Consider the following 817-nt stretch of genomic DNA (forward strand, 5'->3'; position numbering starts at 1 on the left):
GCACGAGCACGCCCGCCGCCACCACGAGCACCAGACCCGCACCGGGGTGAATTCCATAGTCCATTGGTCGCTTTCTTATAGGGGTAGATCACCCAGGGCACCGTAGGGCACAGGCGCCCGCACATATTGCAACATGTGCTGCCAAAAAATACACAGTCATCAGCCCGATGCATCCATGCACCGCAGTCGTACCACCGGTGCGACACTGAATTCGATTTTAGAGCGCGACACAGAGCCTACTTTTCCGCAACCAAGTTTGTAAAAAAACGTCGCAACGAGCAACAAAACAACGAGGCAAAGATTTTTTGATGCAAAAAACTCACCATTTGTAAAACAAACATTACAATCGAGAACAATTTGCAACCATCCACAGACAACGAGCAGGCCCGAGCGCGCCATCGTTGCCCTCCGCGCCCCCAAGGAAATGTTCCCCATGAGTTCCGTCACTGGACAACTGATCAACGCCGACCTGCTGCAGATTCAGGGCTACCTGTCGGACATCTCCAAGCCCCCGATCGCACCGGCGCAAGGTGAGAGCGCGGGCGGGCATGCCGGCTCCGGNCGCCCCCAAGGAAATGTTCCCCATGAGTTCCGTCACTGGACAACTGATCAACGCCGACCTGCTGCAGATTCAGGGCTACCTGTCGGACATCTCCAAGCCCCCGATCGCACCGGCGCAAGGTGAGAGCGCGGGCGGGCATGCCGGCTCCGGTTTTGCCGACCGCATGATGGAAGCGGTGCGGGGCGTCAACCAGCAAGACCACCTGGCGGCCGAAAAAATGGCCGCCGTGGACAGCGGCGCCAGCGACGACCTGGT

Annotated in this window: 1 pseudogene; it reads left to right on the plus strand. The window is 58.5% G+C overall.

From position 1 onward, the window contains the following. Positions 1-584 precede the first annotated feature (584 nt). Positions 585-817, plus strand: a pseudogene (locus QZH66_RS17335) (hypothetical protein); the annotation flags it as partial.

The sequence above is a fragment of the Stenotrophomonas sp. YIM B06876 genome, assembly GCF_030711595.1.
Lineage (GTDB): Bacteria > Pseudomonadota > Gammaproteobacteria > Xanthomonadales > Xanthomonadaceae > Stenotrophomonas.